This is a genomic window from Salinimicrobium oceani (genome assembly GCF_012037645.1).
Window position 1 is genome coordinate 1 of record NZ_JAAVJR010001409.1, and the last position, 312, is coordinate 312.

The following is a 312-nucleotide window of genomic DNA, read 5'->3' on the forward strand; positions in this document are numbered from 1 at the left end:
GTGGAGAAATTCTTCCTTTTTTTCGATGTTAAATTTGCCCTATTTAAGCAGAAGATTGGAGATACCGTTTATGGAATAGGCTGGCTACCACTCGGAGGTTATGTGAAGATCGCCGGGATGATCGATGAAAGCATGGACCGCGAGCAAATGGCACAACCTGCCAAGCCGTGGGAATTCCGCAGTAAACCTGCGTGGCAGCGTCTTATAGTCATGGTGGGTGGTGTAACGGTAAATATTATTTTAGGTTTCTTCATCTATATGATGGTGGTGTTCGTATGGGGAAGCCCCTATATTGCGCCGGATGATATGCCC

Annotated in this window: 1 protein-coding gene; it reads left to right on the top strand. The window is 46.5% G+C overall.

Annotation, left to right across the window (positions count from 1 at the left end):
• Positions 1 to 312, top strand: a 312-nt coding sequence (locus HC175_RS22420; RefSeq protein ID WP_209310215.1) for a site-2 protease family protein, incomplete at both ends; no start/stop codon positions are given.